This is a genomic window from Hyphomonas chukchiensis (genome assembly GCF_000682695.1).
Lineage (GTDB): Bacteria > Pseudomonadota > Alphaproteobacteria > Caulobacterales > Hyphomonadaceae > Hyphomonas > Hyphomonas chukchiensis.
Genome location: NZ_AWFG01000098.1, coordinates 1 through 466, shown reverse-complemented (window position 1 = coordinate 466; position 466 = coordinate 1). Strand labels below are relative to the sequence as shown.

General features: G+C 61.4%; 2 protein-coding genes. Both read left to right on the top strand.

Translation table 11 applies throughout. The features are described from left to right. The coding region (locus HY30_RS18855; RefSeq protein ID WP_034744867.1) for a transposase at positions 1–345 on the top strand (345 nt) is incomplete at its 5' end. After that, positions 342–466, top strand: a 125-nt coding sequence (gene tnpB / locus HY30_RS20750) for an IS66 family insertion sequence element accessory protein TnpB (RefSeq protein WP_034744864.1), incomplete at its 3' end; no start/stop codon positions are given. The genes HY30_RS18855 and tnpB, both read left to right, overlap by 4 nt.

Below are 466 nucleotides of genomic sequence, written 5' to 3'. Positions count from 1 at the left end.
TCGAGACGGGCGGCCCGGCGCTTCTTCAGTGATGAGCAGAAGCTCGCCATCGCGCTCGAAAGCGACCAGCCAGGTGCCAAAGTCTCTACAGTCGCGCGCAAGCACGGGATCGTAACGGGCCTTCTCTTCCGCTGGCGGGTGGAGTTCGGTATCGGCCAGAAAGAGCGCGCGAGACTGGTAACTGTGCGGGTCCCGAAAGGGCTGTCTCTGCCCATGGAACTCGTCCAACCGCCTGCCGGAATGATGGCCATGACGCTTTCGGACGGGGCGCGAGTCTTCGTTCCCGAAGGCAGTGATCCGGATGCAGTCCAACTTGAACTGGCTGGCAAGGAGGCCTCGTCATGATGATCGTTCCGGCTGGCGTAAAGGTCCATCTCGCCCTTGGCTATACCGACATGCGCAAGGGGATCGACGGCTTGACCATGCTGGTCCAGGACGTGCTGAAGAAAGACCCGTTCAGCGGTCA